The sequence below is a fragment of the Nitrosomonas limosa genome, assembly GCF_054188085.1.
In genome coordinates this window covers 428134-452456 of sequence record NZ_CM135180.1, presented here as the reverse complement: position 1 = coordinate 452456, position 24323 = coordinate 428134, and the positions used below count along the sequence as shown (strand labels likewise).

Genomic DNA, 24323 nt, shown 5'->3' with positions numbered 1-24323 from the left:
ACTAATTCTTTAAATTAATTAATATTGAACTGATATCGGCAAGATCATAAAAGAATTGATAAGCTTGCTTGCTAAATGAATTCACGGCTTTGCAACTTTTCACTATTAAGTATTCGAATCAGTTTCTCGGCATATTTAGGATCAGTCGCATAACCGGCACGCTGAAGACCATTAGCAAATGATACGGCATCTGTTGATTGCAAGACTTTTGCATAACGCGGATTATCGGATAGTAACCTCGCATAGTCATGGAACCCTTCCGCATATGAGCTATATGCACGAAACTTTTCTACGGTTTTTTGTGGCACGCCATTGATATATTCCGTGGTCACCGTTTCAACGACATCACCCTTCCAATTCGCGCCGGCTTTAATTCCGAATAAATTATAGCTAGGACTGTTATCAGCATATCGTATCTCATGCTTACCCCAGCCGCTCTCAAGCGCAGCTTGAGCCAGCATGAAATGCGGAGGGATTCCTGTTGATTGTGAAGCTGTTCTTGCATGCGGAAGCAGCATTTCAATAAAATTAGCAGATGCATTCGATGGATTCCCTGATGAAGAACCTCTTTTGACAGGATTACTGAAAAACTCATTGATAGAATTTGTGCTATTTACCGGTGCAGCCGGCTTCATAGAATTTGAAGCACCTGGCCATAAGCTTTCCGATTTGTCATTAGGGTGCCCGTTTTTGGTTAAAGATGATTGATTGATAGTGTGCAAGGAAGACAAGATCGTATCTGTTTGGTTTATCGCCTGAGCTGAGGCCGGTTGCTCAGCACTTCTGTTTAATTGTTTAACCATCATACTGGCAATCCCTATTCCACGTGTCGACAATTGCTGTGCAAGTTGCTGGTCATACATCTGCGTAAAGAATTGTGTCTGCCGGCTTTCAAATAAACCATCTTTCGGGGTAGCGTCACGCATACTTTTAAGAAGCATATTCATAAATAAAGCTTCAAATTGTTGCGCAGCCTTGTGCAATGCTTGATCTGGATCTCGCTTGACCATGCCATTTAAATCATTGAGGCTTTTGGTATCAATAGCAAGCTTGCTCGAAATATCGGGAGAGATAATCATATGATTTTAATCAATAGGTTAAATAATTTCCAAATCAGCACGTAGTGAACCTGCTGCTTTTAAAGCTTGCAAGATTGACAAAAGATCTTGTGTTGTTGCGCCGATTGCTGTTAAAGCTTTCACAACTTCACCCAAATCAGCCCCGTTTGGTAGCAACATTAAATTTCCCTCGTCCGTGCGAATCTCAACTTGGGAACGTTGGGTAACAACCGTTTCTCCTCGTTGCGCAAATGGTCCGGGTTGACTAATAACCGGTTCTGTATTGATGATAATCGATAGATTTCCATGTGCAATTGCACTCGTTTCGAGAGTTACGGACTGATTCATCACCACAGAACCAGTACGCGAATTGACAATTACTTTGGCAGGCGCCTTCGCCGGTATCACATCAATACTTTCAATTTGAGAGATAAAAGTAATCCGCTGATTATTATCAGCCGGTGCTCTCACTTGCACGACTCGCCCATCGACTGCAGCTGCGGCCGATGGATAGATTTTGTTGATCGCTTCGACGATTCGATTCACTGTTGAGAAATCTGTTGAATTCAACTCCAGATTGACAAAATCACCTTGTCCAACAGATGTCTGAATCTCTCGCTCAACTATTCCGCCACCACTGATTCGACCTACACTGAGATGATTGACTTGCACACTGCTTCCTCCTGCAGCCGCGCCAATGCCACCAACCAAAATACTCCCTTGTGCCATCGCGTACACTTGATTGTCTGCACCTTTCAATGGAGTCATCAACAAAGTACCTCCACGCAAACTCTTAGCATTTCCCATTGATGAAACGGTTACATCAATCTGTTGCCCAGGTTTTGCAAATGCTGGCAGTGTTGCAGTTACCATGACTGCAGCAACATTCCGCAACTGCAAATTTGTTCCGGGAGGCAAATTGATCCCAAGTTGACCCAGCATGCTAATCACACTTTGAACAGTAAAGGGTGTCTGCGTTGTCATATCACCACTACCGTCCAACCCTACAACCAGACCGTATCCAATTAACTGATTGTTACGAACGCCTTGGATGGACGCCAGATCCTTAATACGATCAGCGATACTGATACTTGGTAGCAATGAACCGAGTATCAGTATCCAAACCAAGACTTTATTAATTCTTTTCATAATCAAATTTCGTTCAAATAGATAAGCGTTCGTATGAAATTAGAATGGTGATACATTAAGAAAGAATCGGGACAACCACCCCATTGTTTGCGCTTCATCGATATATCCATTACCCCGATACTCAATGCGCGCATCCGCAATCTGGGTTGAAGAGATGGTATTTGCCATAATATGAATTGGATTGACTACTCCGGAAAGTCTTATAAACTCTTGCCCCTGATTAATACCGATTTGTTTTTCTCCACTTACCACAAGATTTCCATTCGGCAATGCTTCGATGACTGTGACCGTAATCGTGCCTTTGAAATCATTTTTACTCGAACTTTCGCCACCACCATCAAATTTGTTATTGGCTTTTGCTTCCATCGTTGCATGTTTGGTCAACAGTTTTAACGGCACCCCTAGCAAACTGGGTACTGAAAAGTCAATGCTGCCGGATCGGTCGACATTGCTTCCGGAGCTTTTGCTGGCGTTGGTTCTTTCATTCAATGTAACGATGATCGTATCGCCAACACCCCGAGCTCTCCTGTCCTCGAATAACGGTGTATAGCGAACCCCCCCCGTGGTGCTATTGAGTGCTTGAAGAATTGATCCATTCGGCTGGGTAACTGCTAAACTTTGGTGAAATGGGCGCAATGTATTAGGTTGGTAAGTAGAAGTAGCTGGCGTCATAGCACATCCAGATAGCGATGTCACGATTGCAAGTGCAACCCAAAACCCGCTACAAATCATCGCTTGTATACACTTATCCATCGTGACCATTAATCGCATCATAACTGGGCCAATCTTTGCAGCATTTGATCGGATGTTTCTACTGACTTGGAATTCAGTTCGTAGGCACGTTGCGTTTGGATCATATTCACCAATTCTTCTACAACATTGACATTGGATGTTTCGACATAATTCTGATCCAACACACCTAAGCCATTGGTTCCAGGGGCATTCTGATTTGGTGTGCCACTGGATGCTGTTTCCAAGTACAAATTTTCTCCCACTCTTTGCAAACCCGACGGATTAATGAAACTCGCAAGCTGAAAGTTACCCAATTGAATCTGTTGTGTTCCAGTACCACCGGGAACTGTGGCAGACACCGTCCCATCTCGCGCGATCGTAATACCTAATGCATTAGGAGGTACAACAACGGCCGGTTGCACCGGATACCCGCTGGAAGTAACAAGCTGTCCGTTGAGATCGAGTTGAAAAGCTCCATCACGGGTATAAGCAGTTGTGCCGTCGGGCATCAATACTTGAAAAAAACCAACTCCACGAATTGCAACATCTCTTTGATTATCTGTATGTTGCGGTACACCTTGGGTAAAAATGGTTTCTGTCGCTACCGGCTTGACACCGGTACCAATTTGCAACCCCGATGGCAACTGTGTTTGCTGCGACGATTGCGCGCCTGGCTGCCGAATCGTTTGATACAGTAAATCTTCAAATACTGCACGAGATCGTTTAAAACCATTGGTACTGACGTTTGCCAAATTATTGGCAATCACATCCAACTTGGTTTGTTGTGCTTCCAGCCCGGTTTTAGAAATCCATAACGAACGTATCATTGATGATAGACCTCAATATGATTGACTTAAACTCTTACCAACATAATCTGACTTGCCTGTTGCGCATTCTTCTCTGCGTTATCAAGCATCTTCATCTGCATGTCGAACTGACGCGCTAAAGCGATCATGCTCACCATCTCGTTTACAACATTCACATTACTCCCCTCCAATGTACCGTCGATTAAGCGCACTCTCGCTTCCGCTGGCGCTTCTTTGCCATCCTTCCGGCGAAATAATCCATCGTTGCCTTTAACAAGATCAGTCTCCGGCGGGTCAACCAATTTAATCCGCCCAACCGTCGCGACAGTATTCGGTAGCGCGTTCAATGGAACCGTGGATACTGTTCCATCCACACCGATGGTAATGCGTGAATCCGGTGGTACTGTAATAAAACCACCGGTTGCTCCTTTTACTTTCAAGCCATTGTGCGTTAATAACAAACCGTTAGGACTCACTTGCAAGCTGCCATTCCTGGTATAAGCTTCCTCACCATTATCGAGCTGCACGGTAATCCAGCCGGAACCACGAACCGCAACATCCAGATCACGACCGGTCGTCTCCAGCGGTCCAGATGCGAAGTCGGCGCCCGTCGTCGTATCCACAACAAAAGCACGTGTTGGCAAGCCGTCACCAAATATGGGTACCGCGCGGAATGCGTTTGTTTCAGAGCGAAATCCGGTGGTTGAGGCATTCGCGAGATTATGAGCTACTGTTGCTTGTTGATTCAGCGTATGGTTAGCGCCGGTCATCGAGGTATAAATTAGCCGATCCATTTTTTATGCAACTCCAAATGATTCTGATGTTTGCATCACAAAATCAATACTAAATCTGAGTAATGGTTTGAATAATCTGATCTTGAGTTTCAATTTGTTTTGCACTGGCCTGATACATGCGCTGTGCTGAAATCATTTTTACTAGCTCGGCTGTAAGATCAACATTCGATTCTTCGATGGCATTGGATTGTAAGGATCCTAAATTTCCGGTTTTTGGCACCCCGACCAGAGGCTCACCAGATGCCGGTGACTCAGCCCAATGCCCATCTCCAATCGGTACTAATCCTTGAGGATTGACGAAGTTTGCAAGAACGATTTGAGCCAGTGTTTTGGTTTGACCGCTACTATAATTGCCGAGAATGATGCCGTCCGCACTGATGGTAAAACCAGACATGCGACCGGATGTATAGCCATCTTGCGTGAGTGCATTGACTCCAAAAGGAGAACCGAATTGCGTCGCCGTGGTGAGATCCAATGTGATGGTTTGTGGCGATACGCCGCCGAAAAGCGGATCAATTGCACTGAAATCAATTTCAACATCTAATTTACTAGTAGCATTTGGTGTAACACTATCATCAAGCACACCTTCGCCATCAAATACCATAGACTGAGAAGGATTTCCTTCGATAGTAACACCTATGGGCACGCCGCCGGGGTCTGTTACTTTCCCATCAATCGTTGCATAAGCTGTCCAGGTATTCGCTAAAGTATCGGATTTCTTGAAAAACAAAGACAGAACATGGGAATTGCCGAGACTATCAATGACGGTGCCGGAAGTGGTGCTTTCATAGGTTTTAGGATCGGTCGCATTAAAAACCGTTGCAACCCCGACCTTGCGAGCATCCAGATTAAACCCGACATCGAACGTCGTGGTCGCCTGCGGCGCCAGATCAGCAGTGCTGAATTTTAGACTTGTAGGAATACTGCCCGCTTGAATATCGCCATTTTCATCTGCCATATAACCGGTCAGATTGGCGCCGGAAGCATCGACAATAAAACCAGAATCATCAACATGAAACTGCCCATTTCTACTGTAACTGACCGCTCCGTTATCGCTCATCCGGAAAAAGCCCTGACTTTGAATTGCGATGTCTAGCGGGTTACTGGTAGGCGTGATATTTCCTTGGCCGAATTGCTGTGCGATTGACGAAATTTTTGAACCGATACCGATTTGTGCGTTATCTGAGCCTTCCATCGAATTCGCAAAAATGTCAGAAAATTGCGCAATGGATTGCTTAAACCCGGCCGTGTTCGCATTGGCAATATTATTACCGATTACATCCAAATTCGTTGACGCAGCGTTCAGTCCGCTTAAACCATGTTGAAAGCCCATTGTGTTCTCCTATCAAAATACCTGCTTAATATTTCCCAAGCTAACCATTCCCAGTTCATCTCCCATATCCAGCAGCGTGTCGTCTTTACCAGGCGTCACACTTTGCACGAGACCAAATGAAAGCGTATCAACTTTAATATCCTTACCACCCTGTTTTGCGGTAACAGCAAAGGTATAATCACCATCCGCCGCCTTCGAGCCGCTATTGGTCATACCATCCCATGCGATCGTACTGATTCCGGATGGCTGCACGCCCAATTCCATCTTGCGGACCTCGATGCCTGAGCTGTCGAGGATCGTTACATTGAGCTGATCAACCGCTTGTTCCAAATTGACGCCAGCGATCGCGCCATCTTTATCCAGCGTTATTAATTTGCCGGGAACAAATGCATGATGGCCAATCATTCCGAGCGCTTCAACAGATCGGTTCTCTTCCGAACTGGAAACCAATTTCTGTAAGGTGGAATTTAATTTATCAATACCTGAAACTGTGCTGATTTGCGCTATCTGACTGGTAACTTCTGCATTATCAAGCGGTTTCAGCGGATCTTGATTTTTCATCTGGGTAACCAGAAGCTTTAGAAACCGATCCTGTGGATTCTCCGCGTCCTTTTTGTTTGTAATCCCTGTCGTAACAGTCGATGCAATTGTTTGCAAGTTAACTGGTTGAGCTGATTCCATCACCCTCTCCTTTATTGACCGATTGTCAAGGTTTTTTGTAACAATGATTTCGTCGTATTCATCATATCGACACTATTTTGGTACGAGCGTGAGGCTGACATCATATTCACCATTTCATCGACAACATTGACGTTTGGCATCGTCACATAGCCACTTTTATCGGCCATCGGGTGCTTGGGATCAAAAATTTGACGCATCGGTGATGCATCGTGAACGATGCCCGCGACTTTTACTCCGCTCGCGCCATTCCCGTCAGACGGTAATGTGCTGAAAACCACTTGGCGCCCCCGATATGGTTCACCTGTTGAGCTGGTTACACTGTCGGCATTGGATAGGTTACTTGCAACCACATTTAACCGCTGTGATTGTGCCGACATGGCTGAACTTGCGATACCGAATACATTAAATAAAGACATTCTCTATCTCTCCTGCATTGCTGAAACCAAGTTTCTAAATTCATTATTCAGAAATGTGATGCTCGCATCATATTTAATCGCGTTATCTGCGAATCTAGTACGTTCCATATCCATGTCGACCGTGTTTCCGTCCGCGCTCGGCTGCAATGGAACTCGATACAAAATGTTGTCACCGAAAATTCCGGCAGCACTTGAATTTATGTGCATAGTAGATGTCGTATTCAAAGCTAACTTTCCTTGCAGATTGGAAGTTGATGACAGCTTCTGATTAAGCAGGCTGTTGAAGTCAATGTCTTTTGCCTTAAAATTTGGCGTATCAGCGTTTGCAACATTGCTTGAAAGTAATTCTTGCCGTGCCACTCGTAAACTTAAGGCTTGATGATGGTAATTTAATTCTTTATCCAGTTTGTTGATCATTTTCTGTTTAACCTAGCAGTTAGTATTTCCATTCTTCTGATAGCATTTAATATGCCAACTATCATAAATGCTAAGATTGGCAAGCTATTCCCTGATTAAAGCAAGAAATGGATGTTATCCTTTGAATATACTTTTTCGATTGATCACGAAGTGCAATTCAAAGCCGTGTTTTAGGACGGCAATCTTTGCCGAATGCGGCAATAATGAACGGACCATTTAAATGAACAAACCATGCTTGGTTTTAGTGCGATGCTTTCTATTAATTGTTGTTTTAACGGCTCAGACCTTTGCTGCTCCGAACAACAAGCGGAGTCAACATCAGGAAATTGCGCTTATCAGAAATGCGGTTGAGCACTTTTTGTATAGCAATACTGCAAATTTACCCGGGCAGGTAATCGTGAATGTTGGCCAGATTGATCGGCAACTTGTATTACCGCAATGTTCGAACTTAGAAACTTTTATTCCAGCAGGTAGCCGCTTATGGGGAAAAACTTCAATTGGCGTACGTTGCGATAATCAACCTGAATCTTGGACTATCTATGTTCAGGCGGAAGTAAGTGTAATGACAGAAGTGCTTCATATTGCCCGCCCTGTTTCAAGTGGACAGACGCTCTCTTTCGAGGATGTCGCCCTGCAAACTGTAAATCTCGTTCAAATGCCGGAAGGGATTGTTACTGATACTGCGCAAGTGATTGGTAAAGTGGCGACCAGCAATCTCTCGGCTGGACAACCAATTCGCCCACAAATGCTTCGCGCACCTTATGTCATATTACGCGGTCAAACTGTAAATCTGGTTGTTCAAGGTCGCGGTTTCAGTATTCGTTCGGAAGGACAAGCTCTAACCGATGCCACCGAAGGGCAAGTGGTTCAGGTGCGGAATAAATCAGGAAAAATCATTCGTGGCTTAGCACGCCTTAATTCTATTGTCGAAATACAACCATAGAAGTATCTCTGCTTTGCGGGTATCCTGAATTTGGAATACAAGCTAGGGAAATGCTGATTAATTCAATGAATGTAATGAAAGTCGAAGTGTTCGCAACGCAATAACCAGGCATATCGATCCGATAGGCGAAGAAGCGATAACTGCGCAACGATGCAATTTGCTCGCGTAGTTAATTAATCACGTTTCTCTAGTAATTGCATGGCATAAACGATTTATAATGCACGCCAGTTTCAACTTATTTAAATAATTTTTTACTGTGGTTAATATTAATCAAATTGGAATCGAACTAAAAAAAATTCTCAAAGATGTATTAGGTCTTGATGAACGCGTAAACTCGTTAGAGCTGAACACTATTTTACTCGGCAATATCCCTGAGCTCGACTCTGTTGCTGTAGTAGCAATTTTGCTCGCGATTGAAAAAAGATTTTCAATTACAATAAACGATGATGAAATCAGCGCAAAAACATTTGAAACATTTGGGAATTTAGTTCAATTTATTGCTAATAAAACTATTAATACAGAAAATTATCATCAGAACAGTCTCGTTTAGGGACCTAATTTTCAATGACTGTGTTGATTTCCGAGAGATCGACAAAGGTGCAGGATTTAAAGTCAATAAGGCGCAAAACAGTGAAACTTCATCCAGCTAACTATGCTCATCAATTTTTTTTTACCGGATATGATGAGGGATTTGTTTTAGTAAACCAGATTCGATATGAAAAAAGCTTGATCGTCTTGCCTAATCAATTAATTGAAAATTGGCCAGTCTTCTCGATTACAGAGTTGGAGTTTCATCATTTTGATGCATTAATAACTGCGGCTCCGGAAATAATTCTCCTTGGCACCGGTCCTAAACATATTTTCCCGAACCATTCCTTATTTGCTCAAATAACCAAAACCGGGATTGGAATTGAAATAATGGATACCAGAGCTGCTTGCCGCACTTTTAACATCCTTGCGGAAGAAGGGCGTCATATTGCCGCGGCATTATTGGTATAGTTATAATTACTACGCTATCAAATTCAGTTTGATGTTTATACGCTGAATTGAATGGGATAAATATGTTGTAATATCAGCATTACTGAGTAGATTATATCAAAAAGAAATGGCCATAACTGCCTTGATTGTGATAAATTCCTGACTCGGCAAGTCAGGTGAAAAAGATGGCTTCCTTAATAACGTTAATTATAGGAGTTAAGAATGAATAAATTTATTATTGCTGCAATCAGTTTAGTTTTTTTGTTTGGATCGTCGCTGAGCATGGCGAGTGGAAATAAAGAATCTTCAATGCCACCGATGTCAGCGCAAGACATCCTGAACAAATGGGCTTGCGAAGGTAAAAAAGATGGTGAAAAAATCAAAGATCGAATTGATGGCGAAGTGGTTACCTGCCCGGCAAAAGTTAAACAACCAAATTTTGGTAAATAATAATCCAGTTACTTGAAAGTAACTGATCAATAGGTCAAGCTGAGTTCTTACACTTTTCTGTCTTAGTATTTTTAATCTGATGAGGAAAAGTAACTTGGTAACTGCTTGGCCTATTTTCTAAAGCTTCCCTAAGCAATACTTCTAAATTCTAGTCTTCCACATAGACTACAGCGTTTTTTGTTCGTATAACGTAAAAATTAAAATTATTTCGATATTCTTGTGATTTCTGAAAAAGAATTGTCAATCAAGGGCCGGGATGCCATCTCAAGCGCAAACTTATTGCCAGCCATAAGAAACATTCTTTCTTTAAGAATCAGAGAGTTTTTTCCTCAAAAAGAAAAAGTATGAAGCAGAAAGTTGTTTTATTTTGCTTTTTAATTCTTTTAACAAATTATGCTTTCGGGCAACAAAGTGATCCGGGTATCAAGTCTCATGCAGCCTTGGTTGTGAATGCTCAAACAGGGCAAATTGTTTATGACAAAAATGCTGATATAGTAATGCCGATCGCTTCAATCACCAAACTGATGACGGCGATGGTCATTCTGGATGCCCGCTTACCCGCTGATGAAGTGATCACCATTGAAAAAGCGGACATCGATAAACTCAAAAATACTTCCTCACGATTACCTGTCGGCAGCAGTTATGCGCGTCAAGAGCTACTCAGATTGGCCTTAATGTCGTCAGAAAACCGGGCCGCTGCAGCGCTTGGCAGAACCTATCCCGGTGGCACACGAGCGTTTGTCCACGCCATGAATAACAAAGCAAAGCAAATCGGGATGTCGAGCAGTCGCTTTGTGGATTCCACCGGATTGAGCAGCGGAAATGTCGCAACAGCTCGTGATTTATCCAAGCTGGTTGCTGCGTCCCATAATTACTTAACGATTCGAAAATTTTCCACTACACCGCAGCATGTCGTGACTCCCTTAAAAAGACACGGACAACTGCAATTTGTCAATTCGAATAGCTTGGTGCGCAACCAGAATTGGGAAATTGATGTCTCTAAAACGGGTTATTTGAGCGAAGCTGGCCGGTGTCTGGTTTTACATGCAAAAATAAAAGGACAGCCGGTTGTCATTGTTTTACTGAATTCATGGGGCAAAAATACGCGCATCGGTGATGCCAATCGCGTTAAAAAATGGCTTGAAAATAACCAAAGACGCAAACAAGTCTGAGATTTCAACTTAAGTGAGCTGGTAAATCTCACGATATTTTGTCTTGAGATAGGTAATAAAATAATCCGGACTCAAAGATCCCCCCGTTACATTTTGTACTATCTCCTGCGGAGAATACAGCTTGCCATGACGATGGATTTTCTCGTTCAACCAGTGCTTGATAGGGGTGAAATACCCTACTGCAACATTTCTTTCCGTATCGGGTTGCTCATTCAATAACGCTTGATAAAACTGGCATGCATACAATGCGCCCAAGGTATAGGAAGGAAAATAGCCAAATGCCCCTCCACTCCAATGCGAATCTTGTAACACTCCCAATGTATCGGTCGGAGGCTTAATTCCAAGATACTTTTGCATCAATTCATTCCATACTTGCGGCAAGTCATCAACCGCTACGGAGCCATCGAACAACTCTCGCTCAATTTCATAACGTAAAATAACATGTAACGGGTATGTTACTTCATCTGCTTCCACCCGAATGAAATCGGGTTTGCAATTGTTAATTGCACGATAAAATTCCTCAACCGTGACCGCCTGCAGATTCTCCGGAAAAGCTTCACGAAACGCTTGGAAATAATGCATACAAAAAGATTTGCTCTGTGCAATCATGCGTTCCCAGAATAATGATTGCGACTCATGGATACCCATCGTAGACGACTCTGTTACCGGTAAATCTCCTAATTGATGCGGGCGGCCTTGCTCATACAAAGCATGGCCCGTCTCATGGATAATGGAATACAGCGATTCAATGAAATTACTTTCACTGTATCGGGTTGTTATTCTTACATCAGTGGGGTGACCGCCGCCACAAAATGGATGAACAGAAACATCTATGCGGCCTCGATCGAAATCAAAACCGATTTCCCGGCTCAATTTACGCGCCAGAAGCTCTTGCTTCTCCTGACCAAACTTACCTCGTAGAAACGATGTATCGGGTTTATACGAATGGTCTTGAATGGTATGTATCAATGGAATCAATTCCAGTTTTAGACGCTCGAATATCGGTGTGATCATAGCCATCGTGGTACCGCGTTCAAATAAATCGATGTTTGCATCGTAAGGCTGTAAATTTGGCAAAACACACTGCGCCCACTCTATCTTAAGTTTTAAGAATTGTTTGAGTACCGGAGCAAAATCAGAAAATTTATTATCTTGTCGCGCTGCCACCCAGATGCCTTGGCCACGAGAGCTAAGTTCAGCAATCTCCTGCACCAATCGCTTCGGAATCCGGACTTCCATTTCATAATTGCGCAGCGCCTCCCGGATATTGCAGCGTTCTATTGCTCCCCAATCACTTGTATTGCTGGTTTCGTGTAACTCATGCAAACAATCGCCCAAAGCCGGATCTGTCGTACGCTCGTGAATAATCCCTGCAAGTGCCGCTATCTGTTTAGCACGCGACTCACTGGCCCCAATCGGCATTATGACCTCCTGATCCCAACCGAGAGTGCTCATGACGCCATTCAAATGCGCGATTTCTTCCAGTCTTTGAACTAAATTTTTATAGTGCTGATTCATATCATTGATCGTTTGTCTCTTGAAAAACTCAATGCCACCCCGGCATTCTGAGGATAGCGCCAAAATTATAAGGCCGGTATCATTACGTTTTAAATTGTAAACTTTCTCGCCGCTATGCTCTGGATAAAATCATTTCATATTATTTTCATGGTCACTTGGTTCGCAGGATTATTTTATTTGCCTCGCCTGTTTGTTTATCACGCGATGTGCGACGATCAACCCGGTAAAGAGCGTTTCAAGATTATGGAACGAAAACTTTACTATGGCATCATGACACCGGGTGCGGTATTAACGATCGTTTTTGGCGTATGGCTGTGGCTTGGTTATGGTTTTTCCGGCAGCTGGCTCTATGCTAAATTGGCGTTAGTGATTGTACTGGTGATATATCACTATTATTGTGGAAAATTCGTTACAGCCTTTAAAAATGACAATAATCGACACGGCCACATATTTTATCGCTGGTTTAATGAATTTCCGGTACTGATATTATTCGCTGTTGTCATTCTGGTTGTGATCAAACCGGATTTAGTATCGCTTATCTCCGATTACATGCAATGAAATGAAATGTACCGAGTTGAAGCATAGCTTTTATACATAAAAATTATATAAATTCTATCTGAATTCTCCCATTCTTATTGCGAATGATGCAACTACTCTTTGTTCTGATTTGGACAAGAACACCATAAAAGAGTAAAATTCCGGGTTTTTGCATTGGGTAATTTTATTATTTGGAGAAACTTATGTCTGTCACAATCGAACAAAAGGCAAAGATAGTGCAAGACTATCAAAGGGCTAAAGGGGATACCGGTTCTCCCGAAGTTCAAATTGCACTATTAACGACGCGAATCAATGACTTGATCGGTCACTTTAAAACTCATGTAAAAGATCACCACTCCCGTCGCGGCCTTCTTCGGATGGTAGGTCGTCGCCGCAAGCTCCTTGATTATTTGAAACGCCGGAATAATGATGCATATCAAAAATTGATCGAGCGTCTTGGTTTGCGTAAATAGTTACCTTATTGTCATCAGCACTAAGGTTTTATTTTTATAGAAACTTCCGCATATAACGTTTGCAGTGTGGTATTTGAAGCTAAAATATTGATCAAAAGGAAAAAGGGATTGTTAATTGAAGCCTATTAAGAAGAGCATTACCTACGGACGACATCAACTAACATTAGAAACTGGAGAAATAGCAAGACAAGCACATGGTGCCGTAATGGTCACAATGGACGATACAGTTGTACTTGTTACCGTTGTTGGCGCAAAAAGCACCAAACCAGGGCAGGATTTTTTTCCGCTAACTGTTGACTATCAAGAGAAATCATATGCGGCTGGCCGCATACCCGGTAGCTTCTTCAAGCGCGAAGGCCGCCCCTCAGAAAAGGAAACGCTAACTTCCCGGCTTATCGATCGCCCTATTCGCCCACTTTTCCCGGAAGGTTTTTATAACGAAGTACAAATTGTAGCGACTGTGATGTCCGCGGACAATGAAATCGATCCGGATATACCCTCGATTATCGGCACATCCGCAGCGCTGGTAATATCAGGTATCCCGTTTGATGGACCGCTGGGTGCCGCCAGAGTCGGTTATATCAACAATGAATATGTATTGAACCCAACCACTTCAGAACTTAAAGATACTCAATTAAATTTAGTCGTAGCCGGCACACAACAAGCTGTTCTGATGGTCGAATCCGATGCCATGGAGTTATCGGAAGAAGTGATGCTTGGTGCGGTTACATTTGGCCATGAACAAATGCAAGCTGTGATTACTGCCATCAATGAATTTGCCGATGAAGCCGGAGTAACGGCATGGGATTGGTCACCACCTGAGAAAGACGTCGCATTTGAAGAAAAGATTGCTAGCTTGGCAGAAACAGAACTACGTCAAGCATACAAAATTAAACAAAAACAAGCACGCACTGAAGCTATAGCAGCCATTAGCCAGCGTGTTACTACAGAACTTGGAATAAATTCTGAAGATGGAGCCGATGATTTGCAAAAATTCTCAGAAGCTTTTTTCTTCTTAGAATCCAAAATAGTACGTAATCAAATTTTGGATGGCGAACCACGGATCGATGGTCGCGGCACCCGAACCGTCAGACCTATAACCATCCGTAACGGTGTATTGCCACGCACTCACGGCTCTGCATTATTCACCCGCGGAGAAACTCAAGCACTGGCTGTTGCAACACTGGGAACGGCAAGAGATGAGCAAAAAATAGACTCCCTCCAAGGCGATTATAATGAACGATTTATGCTGCACTATAACATGCCGCCTTATGCTACCGGAGAAATCGGCCGTGTCGGTACCCCTAAGCGCCGTGAAATAGGCCACGGACGCCTTGCAAAACGTGCACTTGCCGCTGTTTTGCCTTCTCCAGAAGAATTTGGTTATTCCTTGCGGGTAGTATCGGAAATTACTGAATCCAACGGTTCCAGTTCCATGGCTTCAGTTTGCGGCGGTTGTCTCGCATTGATGGATGCCGGCGTGCCATTAAAAGCGCATGTTGCCGGTATTGCCATGGGATTGATTAAAGATGGAAATCGCTTCGCAGTGCTAACCGATATTCTGGGTGACGAAGATCATTTGGGTGATATGGATTTTAAAGTTGCCGGCACCGAAAAAGGGATAACCGCCTTACAAATGGATATCAAAATTCAGGGCATCACCAAAGAAATCATGCATGCTGCATTGATACAAGCGCATGAAGGACGTATGCATATCCTTCAAATCATGAAGCAAGCCATGCCATCTACCCGTGAAGACATCTCGGTTCATGCGCCACGTATCATCAAACTTAAAATTAATCCAGAAAAAATTAGGGACGTGATTGGAAAAGGTGGTGCAGTAATACGCACACTCACAGAAGAAACCGGCACGACCATTGATATTACAGATGATGGACAAGTCACCATTGCTTGCGTGAATGCGGAAGGCGGAGAGCTTGCTAAAAAACGTATTGAAGATATCACTGCCGAAGTTGAGGTGGGCAAAATTTACGATGGCGTAGTTCTAAAATTGCTTGATTTTGGTGCCATTGTTAGCGTTCTTCCCGGAAAAGACGGCTTATTACATATATCGCAAATTGCGAACGAGCGTGTTAATAATGTGAATGATCATCTAGCGGAAGGTCAGCAGGTTCGTGTCAAGGTACTCGAAGCGGACGATAAAGGCAGGCTTCGCCTGAGCATGAAAGCAGTATTAGTTGATGAAGGCGACATTAACGATAATGATGATTCTACACCTTCAACCGAGGAAGAATCTTAAATTCGAATCTAAAAGGATCCCCTGAAAATCCTATGCCTACAGGGGATACTTTAAGCTATATCTGAATCCGCACATTTCTACTTGGCGATTTGCTTTTCCCGCATTTCGTCGAGTGTTTTGCAGTCAATACATAAAGTTGCTGTTGGCCTCGCTTCAAGTCGCTTCAATCCAATCTCAACACCGCAGCTTTCACAATAGCCATAGTCACCAGAATCAATTTTGGCAATAATTTCATCAATCTTCTTAATAAGTTTTCGTTCACGATCGCGGTTTCGCAATTCAAGTGTCATATCAGATTCCTGACTGGCGCGATCGTTAGGATCTGCAAAAACCGTTGCTTCGTCTTGCATCGTATGAACTGCTCGATCGATATCTTGGCTTAACTCAATTTTCATACCTTCCAATATCTTGCGAAAATGCATCAGTTGGCCAGGACTCATGTAATCCTCGCCTGCTTTTGGTTCATACGGAGTTACATCTTTACTATGTAGCTCTTGTGGCATCTAATAGGCTCCTAATTAATTCCGCTCGTGTATAAAAACTTATAGTATTACCAGAAAATGCATTTTACAACAAGATATTTTACCAGCTTATTACCAACTCGAATTCACAACAACATTAGACTTTACAAATATTTCTCGTTTATTAACAGCACTCATTAAAGGGAAATGAAACATGAGTCTGATGGAAATTAAAGTCTGGGTCGTGATATTCCACGAAGAAATTGACGTTTCAAAGCTAAGAAGGTATAGTGTCGCCTTTTTCGGGGTGTAGCGTAGCCTGGTAGCGCGCCTGGTTTGGGACCAGGATGTCGGGAGTTCAAATCTCTCCACCCCGACCAATTTCAGCTCTAATATTTAACGGTAAACCCGACTTGGTGCCCGTAGCTCAATCGGATAGAGCACCAGCCTTCTAAGCTGGGGGTTACAGGTTCGATTCCTGTCGGGCACGCCATAAATATTTCTTTAGCGGAATAACAGTACGCATCGCTTCGATCTTTTATGGTGGCTGTAGCTCAGTTGGTAGAGTCCCGGATTGTGATTCCGGTTGTCGTGGGTTCGAGTCCCATCAGCCACCCCATCTGCTGACAACAAATTCCAAACATCAGCAATTTATTTTTTTCAAATTCCTCAGGCTTCGCAAATCCATTCAGCCTAGACGTGACTTTGTTTGCTCAAAAATATATAGTATTCGCAAACGCATATTCAGATGCTGATTCGTGTCACAGTAAGCACTTCTCTTAGGATATTTTTCGATGAATCACAATTTATTCGGCAGTTTGCAAGAACTATCTATTGCGCCCGGCAATTCGGCAACTTATTACTCCCTTCCAATGCTGGAACAGAATGACATTGGAGTCATATCTCGCTTACCGGTATCGATACGTATCATCCTGGAATCGGTGTTACGCAATTACGACAACAAGAAAATTACCGAAACCCATATTCGGCAATTAGCCAATTGGAAACCGAATGCTGTAAGAGTCGATGAAATACCGTTTGTTGTTTCGCGCATCGTTTTGCAAGATTTTACCGGCGTACCATTATTGGTGGATCTGGCTGCCATGCGCAGCGCTGCAGTCAAACTCGGGAAAAATCCAAAACTCATCGAACCATTAGTGCCTGTAGATCTGGTAGTCGATCATTCCATTCAGGTCGATCACTACGGCACCAGTGATGCTATTCAGCGCAATATGGAAATAGAATTTTCCAGGAATAACGAACGCTATCAATTTATCAAATGGGGTATGCAAGCGTTTGATACATTTAAAGTCATTCCTCCCGGGATCGGTATCGTACATCAAGTCAATCTCGAATATCTTGCCCGTGGTGTACATCGCAAAGATGGATTGATATACCCTGATACGCTGGTTGGCACCGACTCTCATACCACCATGATTAACGGCATCGGTGTCGTCGGCTGGGGGGTTGGAGGAATCGAAGCAGAGGCCGGTATGTTGGGACAGCCGGTTTATTTTCTAACTCCGGATGTTGTGGGTGTAAACCTTACTGGACAGTTACGTGAGGGTGTCACTGCAACCGATCTAGTACTAACAATCACTGAAATGCTTCGTAAAGCGAATGTCGTTGGTAAATTCGTCGAATTTTTTGGTGAGGGTACAGCTTCGCTCGCACTACCCGATCGCGCAACAATTGCCAATATGGCACCGGAATATGGTGCGACGATGGGATTCTTCCCTGTTGATAATGTAACCATCGACTATTTCAAAGGTACTGGGCGCAGTGATGAGGAAATCTCCGCATTCCAAGCGTATTTCGAAGCGCAAGGACTGTTTGGAATTCCTCGCAAAGGCGACATTGACTATAGCAACGAACTGACACTGGATCTAGGATCGATCGTTCCTTCCTTAGCCGGTCCCAAACGACCGCAAGATCGAATTGAACTGACGGATATTAAGGCTAAATTTACAGAGCTCTTTTCCAAGCCGGTTAAAGAAAGCGGTTATGGCAAGCAGCAAGATGAAATCAATCAACGCTATCCCTTACGCAATCGTTACAGCCAAGATTCAGATGAGTACAGCCCTTTAAATTCCATCACCGTCGATGAAAACCGCCGAGGAATCTCGGAATCCGCCAACGTACCCGGCGTAGGAAGCGTCGAACGGCGCATGGTTTCCCGCAATATCGCAGAAATGAGCAACAATCGCCCGAGCCTGAACTCCAGCGATCACTGCGATACTGAAATCTACAATTCTTCGATCGAACTGGGTCATGGTGATGTGCTGATTGCTGCAATCACTTCCTGCACCAATACCTCCAATCCCAGCGTGTTACTGGCTGCCGGATTGCTCGCTAAAAAAGCGGTTGATAAAGGTTTATCGGTCAAACAACACATCAAGACATCATTAGCACCCGGGTCGCGGGTAGTGACCGATTATCTGACCGTTACCGGATTGCTACCATATCTGGAACAGTTGGGTTTTAATCTGGTCGGTTACGGATGCACCACCTGCATCGGCAATGCTGGACCTTTGGCCGAACCGATCGAAGAAGCCGTCGTTAAGAACGATTTGGTTTGTGCCGCGGTGTTATCCGGCAACCGTAATTTCGAAGCCCGCATCCATTCGAATATCCGGGCCAACTTCTTGGCGTCGCCGCCGCTGGTTGTCGCTTATGCCATTGCCGGCACCATTCTGAAAGATTTAACTACCGAACCGCTAGGCATCGGTAAAAACAATCAACCCGTCTGGCTAAAAGACATATGGCCGAGCAGCGCGGAAATTCATGCCTTGATGAAATATGCCACCAATGCTGATACATTCCGCAGCTTGTACAGCAATCTCACCAAAGACCATGAACTGTGGAATCGCGTCACATCGGTAACCGGGCAAACCTACAACTGGCCGCCTTCGACCTATATTGCCGAGCCACCGTTCTTCCAAGGATTCTCATTGCAACCGGCTACATCCAGCAGCAATGACGTTCGTGGTGCCTATGCCCTAGGCGTTTTCGGTGACTCAGTAACGACCGATCACATCAGTCCGGCCGGTTCGATCAAGGAAACATCTCCAGCTGGCCGCTATCTGCTGGAACATCATGTGACCAAAGCGGATTTCAATAGCTATGGCGCTCGTCGAGGCCACCATGAAGTCATGATGCGTGGCACATTCGCCAACGTTCGTATCAAGAACTTGATGATTCCGGGCAGCGAGGGCGGCATCACGCTCTATCAGGGTACGACTGGCGCTCAACCGGAACAAATGAGCATTTACGATGCGGCCATGAAATATCAATCAAACGGGATTCCAACCGTAGTTTTCGGCGGTAAGGAATACGGCACCGGTTCCAGCCGCGATTGGGCGGCCAAAGGTACGCAACTGCTTGGTGTCAAAGCCGTCATTGCGACCAGTTTCGAACGCATCCATCGCAGTAATTTGATTGGCATGGGTGTTTTGCCGCTGCAATTCAAAGAAAACGACAGCATCGAGTCGCTCGGCATCAAAGGAAATGAGCAATTCGACATCCTGGGCCTCGACAACATCCAGCCACAACAAGATGTCACTTTAATCATCCACCGCAAAGACGGCAGTAGTCAATCGGTTCAATTATTGTGCCGCATTGATACCGCTATTGAAATTGATTACTTCAAACACGGCGGAATTTTGCCTTACGTTTTAAGGGAATTAATGGCCTAAATTTCTTATGCCAGTGATTTTTTGCAGAACTCGACAAAACTATTTTATCAAGTTATTTTCGCATAACTCTGTTCCGACCCAGTTATCAATTAAATATAAAATCGTTTAAATACGATAATTTATATCGGATACAGAATTTGATGCCATGAAAAACGCCTCGTCAGATGCTAACAAGGTCGTCTGGCCCAAAATAGAAAATGTCGATCCGATCTGCTTCTCGAGACACTTGAGCGCGTATTAGACCAGCTCTTCCGGGTGCAAGTGCCGCCTGCAGTGTCCCAAGCGGCGCACCGTCAGCAGCAAGCACCAGAGATTGACCTGCCCAATAATGGAGTTGAACTGGAGTTTCTGACGGTGGTGATACTCCGAACCACGCCACACCCGCCCAGTACCGGCGGTCTGCCCAGACGCGGTTTGCGCGCGGTGTGAAGCTTTGCGCAAACTCCATCCACATCGCCCTCGTCTCTGGTGTCGGCCAATCAGGTCTTGCGCTCCACGCCGCAAGCTCTTCCGAACCGAGCCAGTGCCGAAGCTCTTGAGCTGTTTGGAAGGTTGCCCCACTGTCCGTGACAGCCTTTATAGCGCCGAGTCGAGAGCTGAACCCCGCCTGAATGAGGATCGCAGCCGACCTATTCAACGTTCCGGTTTCAACGGCTGCCACCGCGAAGCCAAGCTCATAGTCCTCAAGAGAAAGGAGGCCGTCAATGGTGTCGCCGTTGGCAACCCCACGCACCCGAATAGCTTCCATCGCCCATGGGAGGCGGTAGACAAGACCTCCTTCAATGAACTGCAGCGTCTCCGACTCCTGGCCGGCGGCGATGGCGAAGAGAGGCTCGCCGAGAAGCCAGGCGCGGAGAATGTCCCGCCAATTTTCCGGCATTGGATCTGGTATGAATGGATAGATGACGAAGACGCGCTCCGCGATCGCTGTAATTGCGGCTATCGCCGCCTCGGCATCACTATTGAGAACGCTGCCGTTGGCCTGAATCAGTAGAAGATTCGCATCCTCTGCGATGGCGTCCAGCGCCTGCCCAGTTCCCAACCCCACGCCAGCCAGGAAGTAGCCTCGGCGGCGCGCTGCAGTCGATTGGCTCCAGATATGCTGGCTGCGTGAAACCAGGCCGGCCTTTAGAACCTGCTGAATCTTCTCGTTCTGCCGCAGAAGACGGCGATGCCACAGAGAGGACTGGAGGATGTCGTCCAGTGCCGCCGCAACCCCATCGTCCGGAATGTCGTTTTCGCCAATGAGACTCAGGACGGCCGTGTCGAGCGTTGCAACATGCTTCTGCCAATCCGCAAGGGCGCGTTCGCGATCTTCGGGACTCTCGTCCGCGACTTCTGGGAAGGTCCACGCCATGGCGTTGTTCGCGACATAGTCGATAAGCTGATCCAGATCACCACCGACTTGGGCTCCCATGCGGGACAGCAGTGCCGCGACGAGTTGCACCAGCCCACTCTCCATATTGCGAGCGCCGAGATCATTGATGAGCGTTTCCCAATTGCTCCGCTTTCTCGGAATCTCGTCGAACATGGGGAAGAGCACGATGCCTTCCACGTCGACATAGGCCCGGCCAGCTCGCCCGATCACGTTCTTGAACTCGGAGATGTCGATCCTGGTTCCGGCACGATGGAGGGAGTGCATGACCACAGCGGTAGCGGACAAGTTCAAGCCTTGAGCCAAGGTCGGCGACGAGATAGTGACTTTGAGGATATTGCTACGCAACAGGCCTTCGATCTCCTTCCGGTAGGCCGTTGGCAAAGCCCCGTGATGGAGCGCCACTCCGAGACGCAGGCACTTGAGGATTGCACTGTCCGGCCCCAGCCATTCCTCACCAAGCGCTATTGCAGTAGCGAGAGCAGCAGGGTCTGCTTCCAGCAAAGACCGCAACGCTCCGCGCTCATGAAGGTCGACAATCACGTCCGCAAACGGTTCGACGCTACGTCGTTCCGGGCAGAAGATGAGGACGGTCTGCCCGTCGTCTACCAGTCGCCAAGCTGTCGCTAGGCAGAGTTCTCGTTGATCGTCTGGAAAGAGCCTGGTTCGGCGCCGCTTGGGCGGCACCCACGTTGGCGGCGCCACTCCCGTGAGAAAGCGCTGAACCCAAGGGCGCTCTTCGCCGACACGCAGATTCAGGCGCGCATTGGGGGACGCCCAGACCACCTCGCCAAACCGCAACCGTGTTGGACGCCAGTCATGTTTGATCAAGCCACCAGGATGGTCTCGACGTAGCCATCCGGCGAAGTCGTCGAGTTGATCGCCGTCAGGAAGAATCGCCGACAGACACACGATGCGCCGCTCATGTGCATCAGCGCGCCGGAGAAGCCGCTGGATTTGAACCTCATACCGGACTTCCCGTTCGTTCAAGCCAATCATGTGCCCCTCGTCGAAGACAAGGAGGCCAACGTCATCGAGGAGAGAGGGGTCGTTACGGAGCGCAAAGTCGAGTTTTTCTGGTGTCGCGACGACAATGTCACTTTCCCGAATCGCATCCTCGTCAAAGCCGCTGACCCCGATGCTGCCATAGAGTGCTGAGATCGTTTTGCCAAGTGGGCCAAAGGTTCTCTGAAGGGTTGTTTCGGTCTGCGCGGACAGTGCTCGCAGCGGTGTGATGAAGACTACGCGCTTGCCGCCGGCGAGGCAGCGCAGAATGCATAGTTCAGCGATGCGCGTCTTGCCTGCGCTGGTAGGCAAGGAGACAACCAGATCGTCCGCTTGATCAACCGCGCGGTTTGCCGCATCAATCTGCGAAGGCCAGAGATCCACTTCGGCTTTCGGGCGACGTAGCATCAGCGCGATGAATAGTTCGCGAAGTCTGGGCCAATCGTTCGCCTCACCGCCTGCCGGTTGATGCGGAACTCTCTCATGAAAGGTAGTTGACCACAGATCGGATAGGAGGTGGATGGTGATGCGATATGACCACCACTGCGGGAGCATATTCATCTCGCTGCAGATGGCCAGTCCGGTGCGGAGTCGCTCCAACGCTTGTTCTAGCAATGGTCGCTCACCACGTTCAAGCGCGAGCAGAAACAGGGCTATCGCAGCCATGAAGGTGTCGGTCAGCGCAATGTCAAGGCCATCGAAGACGAAGTCTTCGCCGCCTGCGAGATTGACCGCCGCTTCAGCTTGATTGAGGCTTTCCTGGATTTTGGCGGCGATTCGAGCGTCGCTACCTTCGCCCGAGGCCCGGAAATCAAGCACGGTAGCGCGCAGCGAGTCGAAGTTCCGCCTCATCAACAGGGCGAGTACACGCTCCATAGGCGCAAAATTCTCATCCGCTTCGACGAGGGCCAATAGTGAATAGGCACGCGCGGACAGATGTGCGAGGTGATAACTCGCTGCTGCCATGATAAAGTGGAAGTCGCGATCGATCTTCTGGCGATTGCCCTTTGCAATCACGGCTTCCAGGGCTGTGGCTGCCAGCTCGAAGGCGGTCCTGGCTTGTGCTGCGTCTCCGCCGAGATCTCGTAGGCGCAGACCTAGCCCGAAAAGGGCGTAGCCATAGGAATGCAAGTCATGGCTAAGCTGCGCTGCGAAAGCAGGAGCGTCTGGCGGCAGAACCCCGTCTCTCCAGATGATTGCTCGCGCCTGACCGCGCGCGATGAGCCGGCCTCGGAAACCAACAGTCGCCGCCTCCGTGATGTCAGCCGCGATTGCTTCAGGCGTTGTTGGCATTGGCAATTACTCGGTCGTAGACTGCTCCGACAAAGGCTGCGTGCCCATCTACGTGCAGGCCGACGCCCCACTGGGTTATCGGTCCAGGATAGGCCTGAAGAGACGCTGCTAATAACACATCCGGTGCGTTGCCAGAAAAGGTGAAAAGCAGATGGCGGACGTTCTGCGGCGGAATGCCGTGCTTCAACAACACGTCATCAATCGCGTCAGCGAGCGGTAGTTGGTTCAATTCGAACAGGCGCGCCGAAATGAAGGACAGCGCATGCGCGGATGGCAGGCCGCCATCCTTGTCCAGACCGGCCCTCGCCTCGGTAAGGACTTGAGCGGTCAGTGCGACGCGGCTCTTTGCCTCCGTCTTAAGAAAGTGAAGACGTTGAGTCTGAGGGTCTTGAAGGATGCCGATAACGTCGTCGCCACGCATTGCCATATTGCGATGGTCTTTCCATCGCAGCCGCTTGATCGGAGCGCGATAACCTCCGCTATGCGCATCGATCCATTCAGTAGCGTAAATCTCTCCGAGATCTCCGGAACGGATCGCCTTTGTAGTCGGAAGCTTGCCCTGAATTAGCGCAGCCGCTTCCGGTTTGCCAAGCCGTGCCAGTGCTCGCGCGACTTGCTCTTCCGATGCATAGTGCGTCGGCACAATGGCCGCAGTTGCCTGGATCGCAGTCGGAAGGTTTGCCCCCTGCGCGGTTATTACCCTGCAGAAATGGTTCCCTACCGGCGTGTCTACCGAGAGGCACCAGTCGTTGAAATGCACCACGTTTCACACTCCCT

At 46.5% G+C, this 24323-nt stretch carries 22 protein-coding genes and 3 tRNA genes; 12 read left to right on the top strand and 13 right to left on the bottom strand.

Going from position 1 to position 24323, the window contains the following annotated elements:
* Positions 1-71: 71 nt before the first annotated feature.
* From flgJ to flgB, 9 genes are all read right to left on the bottom strand, one after another.
* Positions 72-1079 (bottom strand): flagellar assembly peptidoglycan hydrolase FlgJ, encoded by a 1008-nt coding sequence (flgJ, locus tag ACV7NC_RS02000; RefSeq protein ID WP_458153772.1) that lies wholly within the window; start codon positions 1077-1079, stop codon positions 72-74.
* Between the two features lie 18 nt (positions 1080-1097).
* Positions 1098-2207 (bottom strand): flagellar basal body P-ring protein FlgI, encoded by a 1110-nt coding sequence (locus ACV7NC_RS01995; RefSeq protein ID WP_458154816.1) that lies wholly within the window; start codon positions 2205-2207, stop codon positions 1098-1100.
* A gap of 39 nt (positions 2208-2246) precedes the next feature.
* The gene (locus ACV7NC_RS01990; RefSeq protein ID WP_458153771.1) at positions 2247-2879 is read right to left on the bottom strand and encodes a flagellar basal body L-ring protein FlgH; all 633 of its coding nucleotides are present in this window, start codon (positions 2877-2879) and stop codon (positions 2247-2249) included.
* Positions 2880-2977: 98 nt separating this feature from the next.
* Complete coding sequence (flgG, locus tag ACV7NC_RS01985; RefSeq protein ID WP_458153770.1) at positions 2978-3766, bottom strand: flagellar basal-body rod protein FlgG; 789 nt, start codon at positions 3764-3766, stop codon at positions 2978-2980.
* A gap of 26 nt (positions 3767-3792) precedes the next feature.
* On the bottom strand, positions 3793-4539 hold the full coding sequence (gene flgF, locus ACV7NC_RS01980; RefSeq protein ID WP_458153769.1) for a flagellar basal-body rod protein FlgF: 747 nt from the start codon (positions 4537-4539) through the stop codon (positions 3793-3795).
* Between the two features lie 49 nt (positions 4540-4588).
* Positions 4589-5872, bottom strand: a complete 1284-nt coding sequence (gene flgE, locus ACV7NC_RS01975; RefSeq protein WP_458153767.1) for a flagellar hook protein FlgE — start codon at positions 5870-5872, stop codon at positions 4589-4591.
* A 12-nt stretch (positions 5873-5884) separates the two neighbouring features.
* Positions 5885-6553 carry a flagellar hook assembly protein FlgD gene (locus ACV7NC_RS01970; RefSeq protein ID WP_458153766.1) on the bottom strand — a complete coding sequence of 223 codons (669 nt, stop codon included), beginning with the start codon at positions 6551-6553 and terminating at the stop codon, positions 5885-5887.
* Positions 6554-6564: 11 nt separating this feature from the next.
* The gene (flgC, locus tag ACV7NC_RS01965; protein ID WP_292923652.1) at positions 6565-6969 is read right to left on the bottom strand and encodes a flagellar basal body rod protein FlgC; all 405 of its coding nucleotides are present in this window, start codon (positions 6967-6969) and stop codon (positions 6565-6567) included.
* A 3-nt stretch (positions 6970-6972) separates the two neighbouring features.
* A complete protein-coding gene (gene flgB, locus ACV7NC_RS01960; RefSeq protein WP_458153765.1) occupies positions 6973-7386 on the bottom strand; it encodes a flagellar basal body rod protein FlgB in 414 nt (137 codons plus the stop codon).
* A 220-nt stretch (positions 7387-7606) separates the two neighbouring features.
* On the opposite strand from flgB, the gene flgA reads away from it, so the two are divergent.
* From flgA to pbpG, 5 genes are all read left to right on the top strand, one after another.
* A complete protein-coding gene (gene flgA / locus ACV7NC_RS01955) occupies positions 7607-8329 on the top strand; it encodes a flagellar basal body P-ring formation chaperone FlgA (RefSeq protein WP_458153764.1) in 723 nt (240 codons plus the stop codon).
* A gap of 256 nt (positions 8330-8585) precedes the next feature.
* Complete coding sequence (locus ACV7NC_RS01950; RefSeq protein WP_458153762.1) at positions 8586-8879, top strand: acyl carrier protein; 294 nt, start codon at positions 8586-8588, stop codon at positions 8877-8879.
* A 14-nt stretch (positions 8880-8893) separates the two neighbouring features.
* Positions 8894-9328, top strand: a complete 435-nt coding sequence (locus tag ACV7NC_RS01945; protein ID WP_458153761.1) for an Mth938-like domain-containing protein — start codon at positions 8894-8896, stop codon at positions 9326-9328.
* A 201-nt stretch (positions 9329-9529) separates the two neighbouring features.
* Positions 9530-9757, top strand: coding sequence for a hypothetical protein (locus tag ACV7NC_RS01940; RefSeq protein WP_458153760.1), 228 nt, complete (start codon positions 9530-9532; stop codon positions 9755-9757).
* 344 nt (positions 9758-10101) lie between these two features.
* The gene (gene pbpG, locus ACV7NC_RS01935) at positions 10102-10929 is read left to right on the top strand and encodes a D-alanyl-D-alanine endopeptidase (RefSeq protein ID WP_458153759.1); all 828 of its coding nucleotides are present in this window, start codon (positions 10102-10104) and stop codon (positions 10927-10929) included.
* 9 nt (positions 10930-10938) lie between these two features.
* On the opposite strand, the gene ACV7NC_RS01930 is transcribed toward pbpG, so the two are convergent.
* Positions 10939-12447: a carboxypeptidase M32 gene (locus ACV7NC_RS01930; protein WP_458153758.1), complete on the bottom strand. Its 1509-nt coding sequence runs from the start codon at positions 12445-12447 to the stop codon at positions 10939-10941.
* A gap of 114 nt (positions 12448-12561) precedes the next feature.
* On the opposite strand from ACV7NC_RS01930, the gene hemJ reads away from it, so the two are divergent.
* From hemJ to pnp, 3 genes are all read left to right on the top strand, one after another.
* Complete coding sequence (gene hemJ, locus ACV7NC_RS01925; RefSeq protein ID WP_458153757.1) at positions 12562-13005, top strand: protoporphyrinogen oxidase HemJ; 444 nt, start codon at positions 12562-12564, stop codon at positions 13003-13005.
* Positions 13006-13187: 182 nt separating this feature from the next.
* A complete protein-coding gene (gene rpsO, locus ACV7NC_RS01920; protein ID WP_458153756.1) occupies positions 13188-13457 on the top strand; it encodes a 30S ribosomal protein S15 in 270 nt (89 codons plus the stop codon).
* A 115-nt stretch (positions 13458-13572) separates the two neighbouring features.
* Positions 13573-15717: a polyribonucleotide nucleotidyltransferase gene (gene pnp, locus ACV7NC_RS01915; RefSeq protein ID WP_458153755.1), complete on the top strand. Its 2145-nt coding sequence runs from the start codon at positions 13573-13575 to the stop codon at positions 15715-15717.
* 77 nt (positions 15718-15794) lie between these two features.
* On the opposite strand, the gene dksA is transcribed toward pnp, so the two are convergent.
* On the bottom strand, positions 15795-16220 hold the full coding sequence (gene dksA, locus ACV7NC_RS01910) for an RNA polymerase-binding protein DksA (RefSeq protein ID WP_458153754.1): 426 nt from the start codon (positions 16218-16220) through the stop codon (positions 15795-15797).
* Between the two features lie 261 nt (positions 16221-16481).
* Between dksA and ACV7NC_RS01905 the strand changes: the two genes are divergently transcribed.
* From ACV7NC_RS01905 to ACV7NC_RS01890, 4 genes are all read left to right on the top strand, one after another.
* Positions 16482-16558 (top strand) — tRNA-Pro (locus tag ACV7NC_RS01905).
* 36 nt (positions 16559-16594) lie between these two features.
* A tRNA-Arg gene (locus tag ACV7NC_RS01900) sits at positions 16595-16671 on the top strand.
* A gap of 50 nt (positions 16672-16721) precedes the next feature.
* Positions 16722-16797, top strand: a tRNA-His gene (locus ACV7NC_RS01895).
* Positions 16798-16972: 175 nt separating this feature from the next.
* Positions 16973-19873, top strand: coding sequence for an aconitate hydratase (locus tag ACV7NC_RS01890; protein WP_458153753.1), 2901 nt, complete (start codon positions 16973-16975; stop codon positions 19871-19873).
* Between the two features lie 160 nt (positions 19874-20033).
* Here the strand turns inward: ACV7NC_RS01890 and ACV7NC_RS01885 are convergent, their stop codons facing one another.
* The gene (locus ACV7NC_RS01885) at positions 20034-23546 is read right to left on the bottom strand and encodes a DEAD/DEAH box helicase (protein ID WP_458153752.1); all 3513 of its coding nucleotides are present in this window, start codon (positions 23544-23546) and stop codon (positions 20034-20036) included.
* Complete coding sequence (locus ACV7NC_RS01880; RefSeq protein WP_458153751.1) at positions 23530-24306, bottom strand: Hachiman antiphage defense system protein HamA; 777 nt, start codon at positions 24304-24306, stop codon at positions 23530-23532. Before ACV7NC_RS01880 ends, ACV7NC_RS01885 begins: the two co-directional genes overlap by 17 nt.
* Positions 24307-24323: the final 17 nt, after the last annotated feature.

Excerpts from the sequence above, each read along its gene's own strand:
- flgE (WP_458153767.1), bottom strand. The coding sequence starts at position 5,872 with ATGGGCTTTCAACATGGTTTAAGCGGACTGAACGCTGCGTCAACGAAT.
- dksA (WP_458153754.1), bottom strand. The coding sequence starts at position 16,220 with ATGCCACAAGAGCTACATAGTAAAGATGTAACTCCGTATGAACCAAAA.
- flgJ (WP_458153772.1), bottom strand. The coding sequence starts at position 1,079 with ATGATTATCTCTCCCGATATTTCGAGCAAGCTTGCTATTGATACCAAA.
- ACV7NC_RS01970 (WP_458153766.1), bottom strand. The coding sequence starts at position 6,553 with ATGGAATCAGCTCAACCAGTTAACTTGCAAACAATTGCATCGACTGTT.
- ACV7NC_RS01995 (WP_458154816.1), bottom strand. The coding sequence starts at position 2,207 with ATGAAAAGAATTAATAAAGTCTTGGTTTGGATACTGATACTCGGTTCA.
- rpsO (WP_458153756.1), top strand. The coding sequence starts at position 13,188 with ATGTCTGTCACAATCGAACAAAAGGCAAAGATAGTGCAAGACTATCAA.
- pbpG (WP_458153759.1), top strand. The coding sequence starts at position 10,102 with ATGAAGCAGAAAGTTGTTTTATTTTGCTTTTTAATTCTTTTAACAAAT.
- flgA (WP_458153764.1), top strand. The coding sequence starts at position 7,607 with ATGAACAAACCATGCTTGGTTTTAGTGCGATGCTTTCTATTAATTGTT.
- flgG (WP_458153770.1), bottom strand. The coding sequence starts at position 3,766 with ATGATACGTTCGTTATGGATTTCTAAAACCGGGCTGGAAGCACAACAA.
- ACV7NC_RS01945 (WP_458153761.1), top strand. The coding sequence starts at position 8,894 with ATGACTGTGTTGATTTCCGAGAGATCGACAAAGGTGCAGGATTTAAAG.
- flgB (WP_458153765.1), bottom strand. The coding sequence starts at position 7,386 with ATGATCAACAAACTGGATAAAGAATTAAATTACCATCATCAAGCCTTA.
- flgF (WP_458153769.1), bottom strand. The coding sequence starts at position 4,539 with ATGGATCGGCTAATTTATACCTCGATGACCGGCGCTAACCATACGCTG.
- ACV7NC_RS01890 (WP_458153753.1), top strand. The coding sequence starts at position 16,973 with ATGAATCACAATTTATTCGGCAGTTTGCAAGAACTATCTATTGCGCCC.
- ACV7NC_RS01940 (WP_458153760.1), top strand. The coding sequence starts at position 9,530 with ATGAATAAATTTATTATTGCTGCAATCAGTTTAGTTTTTTTGTTTGGA.
- ACV7NC_RS01990 (WP_458153771.1), bottom strand. The coding sequence starts at position 2,879 with ATGACGCCAGCTACTTCTACTTACCAACCTAATACATTGCGCCCATTT.
- ACV7NC_RS01930 (WP_458153758.1), bottom strand. The coding sequence starts at position 12,447 with ATGAATCAGCACTATAAAAATTTAGTTCAAAGACTGGAAGAAATCGCG.
- ACV7NC_RS01885 (WP_458153752.1), bottom strand. The coding sequence starts at position 23,546 with ATGCCAACAACGCCTGAAGCAATCGCGGCTGACATCACGGAGGCGGCG.
- hemJ (WP_458153757.1), top strand. The coding sequence starts at position 12,562 with ATGCTCTGGATAAAATCATTTCATATTATTTTCATGGTCACTTGGTTC.
- flgC (WP_292923652.1), bottom strand. The coding sequence starts at position 6,969 with ATGTCTTTATTTAATGTATTCGGTATCGCAAGTTCAGCCATGTCGGCA.